Below are 4,246 nucleotides of genomic sequence, written 5' to 3'. Positions count from 1 at the left end.
CGGACAGGCTGGCCGGCGTTTCGTCATCGTTGCAATCCTGTGCGGGCTGGTAGCGGCACCCTTGTCGCTCGGTCTCCAGGGGCTGGACGCACTTGGGGCGCCGCTTTCCCATCTGGCGCAGCCGATCATCTGGCGGACCGGGCTCGGCACCAGTTTCGGTTGGACGGTGCTGGTCGCCCTGATCGCGCTGGGGCTTGGCCTGCTGTCGCTGGCCGGCCCTCGCGCCACAGCCAAACCATTGGCGCTGGCTGGGGTGGCCGGGGTGGGGATTGCCCTTGCCGCCAGCGGCCATGCCAGTGCCGCCGAACCGCAATGGCTGACACGGCCGATGGTGTTCCTGCACGGCGCCAGCATCGCCTTCTGGGCCGGCGCGCTGGTGCCGCTCGGCTTGGCGCTGAAAGGGCAATCGGCGGAGGCCACGCCATTCCTGCGCCGGTTTTCTCGCCTGATCCTGCCTGTGGTGGCCGTGCTTGCCACTGCCGGCATCGTTCTCGCCGTCATCCAGGTGCAGACACCTGTGGCATTGGTCAACACTGCCTATGGGCGGTTGCTGCTGGTCAAGCTCGGGTTGCTGGTCTTTCTCTTCACGCTCGCCGCCGTCAACCGCTGGAAACTCACCGCATCGGCCGCGGCAGTATCGACAGAGGTGCAACGCAGGCTGGTGCGCTCTATCGGCGTCGAGCTGCTGATCGTGTTGGCGATCTTCGGCGTTGCTGCAGGCTGGCGCTTCACGCCGCCGCCACGGGCACTGGCAATCGCGGCGGCCCAACCGGTCTCGGTCCATATCCACGCGCTGCAAGCGATGGCCGATCTCAGCATTACGCCTGGCCATGCCGGACCAGTCGTTGCCTCGATGATCATCATGACCGGCGATTTCGGCCCGCTCGACGCTAAGCAGGTGACGCTGGTGCTGTCGAAGCCCGATTCCGGCATTGAGCCGCTGAAGCGCGCCGCGACCAAGCCCGGCGACGGCAGCTGGCGTGTCGACAACCTCGTCATCCCGGTGCCTGGCCGGTGGACGGTGCGCATCGACATCCTGGTCTCGGACTTCGAAATGGTGAAGATCGAGGCGCCCGTCGACATCAGGCCGTAAGGCCGGACTGGCACGAGCTTGGCCGACCATCCGTGCAACACAATTCGGCGAGGCGGTTGACGCGGCCCGAAAGGCCCGTCAATCATCCCGCGAAGAATGGGATCCCGCACATCGCGGGCTCCAACCAACAAGATCCGAAAGCAGGGAAGAAACGATGGAAAAAGCCGAAATCGGCCTGATCGGCCTTGGCACGATGGGCTCCAACCTTGCGCTCAACATCGCCGAGCATGGGCATCGCATCGCCGTCTTCAACCGCACCAGGGCGCGCACCGACGCTTTCGTCGAGAATGCCGGCGCGCTGAAGGACATGGTCGTACCGTGCTACAGCCTGGAAGAGCTCGCCGCCGCGATCCGGCCGCCGCGTCCGATCATCATCATGGTGCTGGCCGGCAAGCCGGTCGATGAGCAGATCGCGGCTCTGCGCGGCGTGCTTTCGGCCAACGACATTGTCATCGATGCCGGCAACGCCAATTTCCGCGACACGATGCGGCGCTTCTCCGAGCTTTCCGGCTCGGGTCTCACCTTTATCGGCATGGGCGTGTCCGGTGGCGAGGAAGGTGCGCGCCACGGACCATCGATCATGGTCGGCGGTACAGAGGAGAGCTGGAAGCGCGTCGAGAAGGTGCTGACCGCCATCTCAGCCAAGTTCAAGGACGAACCCTGCGCGGCGTGGCTCGGTACCGATGGCGCCGGCCATTTCGTCAAGACCATCCACAATGGCATCGAATATGCCGACATGCAGATGATCGCCGAGATCTACGGCATCCTGCGCGACGGGCTAGGCATGGGACCGAAAGAGATCGGCACGGTGTTTTCCAATTGGAACAAGGGCCGGCTCAACTCCTATCTGATCGAGATCACCGCCAAGGTGCTGGCATCAGACGATCCGAAGACCGGCAAGCCGGTGGTCGACATCATCCTTGACCGCGCCGGCCAGAAGGGCACCGGCAAATGGTCGGTCATCGAGGCGCAGCAGCTCGGCATTCCGGCCACCGCGATCGAGGCGGCGGTGGCGGCGCGCGTTCTGTCGTCGATCAAGGATGAGCGGCTGGCCGCAGAAAAGGCCTATGGCAACATCGGCGTGACCAAGATTTCCGGTGACAAGGACGCCTTGTTGAAAGACCTCGAACTGGCGCTGTTCGCCGGCAAGATCGCCGCCTACGCTCAAGGGTTTGCGGTGATGAGCGGCGCCTCCAAGGAGTTCAACTGGAACCTGCCAATGCCGACCATCGCCAGGATCTGGCGCGCCGGCTGCATCATCCGCTCGCAAATGCTCGACACCATGGCGGAGGCCTTCAGCAAGGGCGGTGCCTCGACCAACCTTCTGATGGCGCCGGCCTTTATCGCGTTGATGCAGGAGGCGCATCCGTCGCTGCGGCGCATCGTGGCGAGGGCAGCGGAGGCCGGCTCGCCGGTACCGGCGCTGTCTTCCGCACTGGCCTATTTCGACAGTTACCGCCAGGGCCGCGGCACTTCGAACCTGATCCAGGCGCAGCGTGACTTCTTCGGCGCGCACGGTTTCGAACGCATCGATGGACAGGGTGCATTTCACGGACCGTGGGGCAGTGGTGCGGCTGGCTAGTAGAGCCAGCCCATAAGCCATGCTTTAAGCGGGCACTGGCTGGTTTAGTGCCTGGACGCTGCTGGCCACGACCAGGCTCTGCAACGAGCCCGGCGCGGCGCCGCCGATCCAGCCGAGTACGGAACGGGCAAGCTCGGAGCCGGCCAGCCGGAAGTTCTCGTTGACGACCAGCAATTCCGGCCGGAACAGGTGCAGCAGGTCCGACGACTGCTTGGACACCACGTCGACGTCGCGGCCGAGCTTGAGGCCGGCATCCTCGATGCCGGCAACGATGGCCAGTGTCGCTGCGGCAGCGCTGCTGACGAAGCCGTCCGGCCTGACGTCGCGGCGCATCACCTGCGCGGTCCTCATCCTGATCTGCTCGATCGTATGGTCGATCGAAACAGTGTTGAACGGGATTTCGCTGGCGCCGACCTCGCTAAGCGCATCGGCAAAGCCGTTCAGCGTATGGCCGTAATAGGTCAGCCCGGGCGGCGGCGACAGAAGCGCCAGCCTGCGCCGGCCCATGCTCGCCAACCGGCGCACGGCTTCCATCGCGAAAGCATGGTTGTCGAAGTCATGGTAGGGGTGGACGAGACCCATGTCGGTGCGGCCATGCGTGGCAAAAGGCATGCCGTGCTCCAGCATGTAGCGGGCACGCGGATCGTTCGGCTGGGTGCGCGAGATGATGACGCCGTCGGCCGAGCCGGTCTCGACGAGATAGCGGATCGGCTCCATCGGATCCTGAGAACGGGAATAGGGCGTGACGATCAGATGATAGGGCGTTTCGGCGAGCACTTCCGAAACGCCGTAGATGATGTCAGAGACGAAGCTCATGATCTCGCGATCGGTGTTGAGCACGAGGCTGATGACATTGGTTCTGCCTGTGCGCAGGCGTACGCCGGCGCGGTTCGGCCGGTAGCCGATCTGCTTGGCGACGAGCTGGACACGGCGCCTGGTTTCGGCACCGATTTCCGGAGCATCCTTCAAGGCCCGCGACACGGTGGTGACGCCGAGCCCGGTCATGAAGGCGAGCGTCTTCAACGTCGGCCGCCTTTGCGCCGAGGTCTCCTCGTTCTTGTCCGTACGCTGTCTGTCCATTCGTCCCGCCCGTCAGGCGCATAGCAGTCGCAGGCCGGGTCGGCAATCGCCGCCATTGCAATACGATATGCGCTCTAGCCCCGGCAAAGTCTCAATATACTGAAACGTTACAGATTGCCAATATCACCACCGCGAAGCCTCTCAGCCCGTGGTTTTGGCAAGGTTTTCCGCGGCCAGCAGGGCCGCGCGACCAAAACGCGGCTTTAGCGGATTTCTTGCGCTGCAGCATGATTTTGCATCGCAACAACGATGTCCGTGCCGTGCTTGCTGGTTCTCGCGCAAGGAATTTGTTCGCGCCTCGAAAAAATATCGGACCGCCTTTGCCCAAGGGGTTGCGCAGCCCACGCAATTGCCGTATCGAAAATCTGTAACGTTTCAGATTCTGGGAGGAGCCGAAATGCGATACAAACTTTTGACCGCTGCGCTGGCAGCGACGGTTGCGCTGCAATTTGCCGGTCCGGCCGCCGCGACGGACCTGGAAGTCACCCATT

Annotated in this window: 3 protein-coding genes; 2 read left to right on the top strand and 1 reads right to left on the bottom strand. The window is 63.7% G+C overall.

Annotation, left to right across the window (positions count from 1 at the left end):
* Window positions 1-1,093 (top strand): copper resistance D family protein (locus tag EN993_RS32155; RefSeq protein ID WP_164757948.1); only part of this gene is annotated, 1,093 nt, incomplete at its 5' end.
* 154 nt (window positions 1,094-1,247) lie between these two features.
* Window positions 1,248-2,675, top strand: coding sequence for an NADP-dependent phosphogluconate dehydrogenase (gndA, locus tag EN993_RS32150; RefSeq protein WP_127265794.1), 1,428 nt, complete (start codon window positions 1,248-1,250; stop codon window positions 2,673-2,675).
* A 24-nt stretch (window positions 2,676-2,699) separates the two neighbouring features.
* Here gndA and EN993_RS32145 read toward each other — a convergent pair whose 3' ends face one another.
* Window positions 2,700-3,755 (bottom strand): LacI family transcriptional regulator, encoded by a 1,056-nt coding sequence (locus tag EN993_RS32145; RefSeq protein WP_127265793.1) that lies wholly within the window; start codon window positions 3,753-3,755, stop codon window positions 2,700-2,702.
* Window positions 3,756-4,246 lie beyond the last annotated feature (491 nt).

Origin of the sequence: Mesorhizobium sp. M7D.F.Ca.US.004.01.2.1 (assembly GCF_003997785.1) — a bacterium.
In the GTDB taxonomy this organism is placed as follows: domain Bacteria; phylum Pseudomonadota; class Alphaproteobacteria; order Rhizobiales; family Rhizobiaceae; genus Mesorhizobium; species Mesorhizobium loti.
The sequence above is the reverse complement of the archived record's forward strand: the minus strand, read 5'-3'. Positions and strand labels throughout refer to the sequence as shown.

What these genes read in the sequence shown, in the direction of transcription:
- gndA (WP_127265794.1), top strand. Translation starts at nt 1,248, where the DNA reads ATGGAAAAAGCCGAAATCGGCCTGATCGGCCTTGGCACGATGGGCTCC.
- EN993_RS32145 (WP_127265793.1), bottom strand. Translation starts at nt 3,755, where the DNA reads ATGGACAGACAGCGTACGGACAAGAACGAGGAGACCTCGGCGCAAAGG.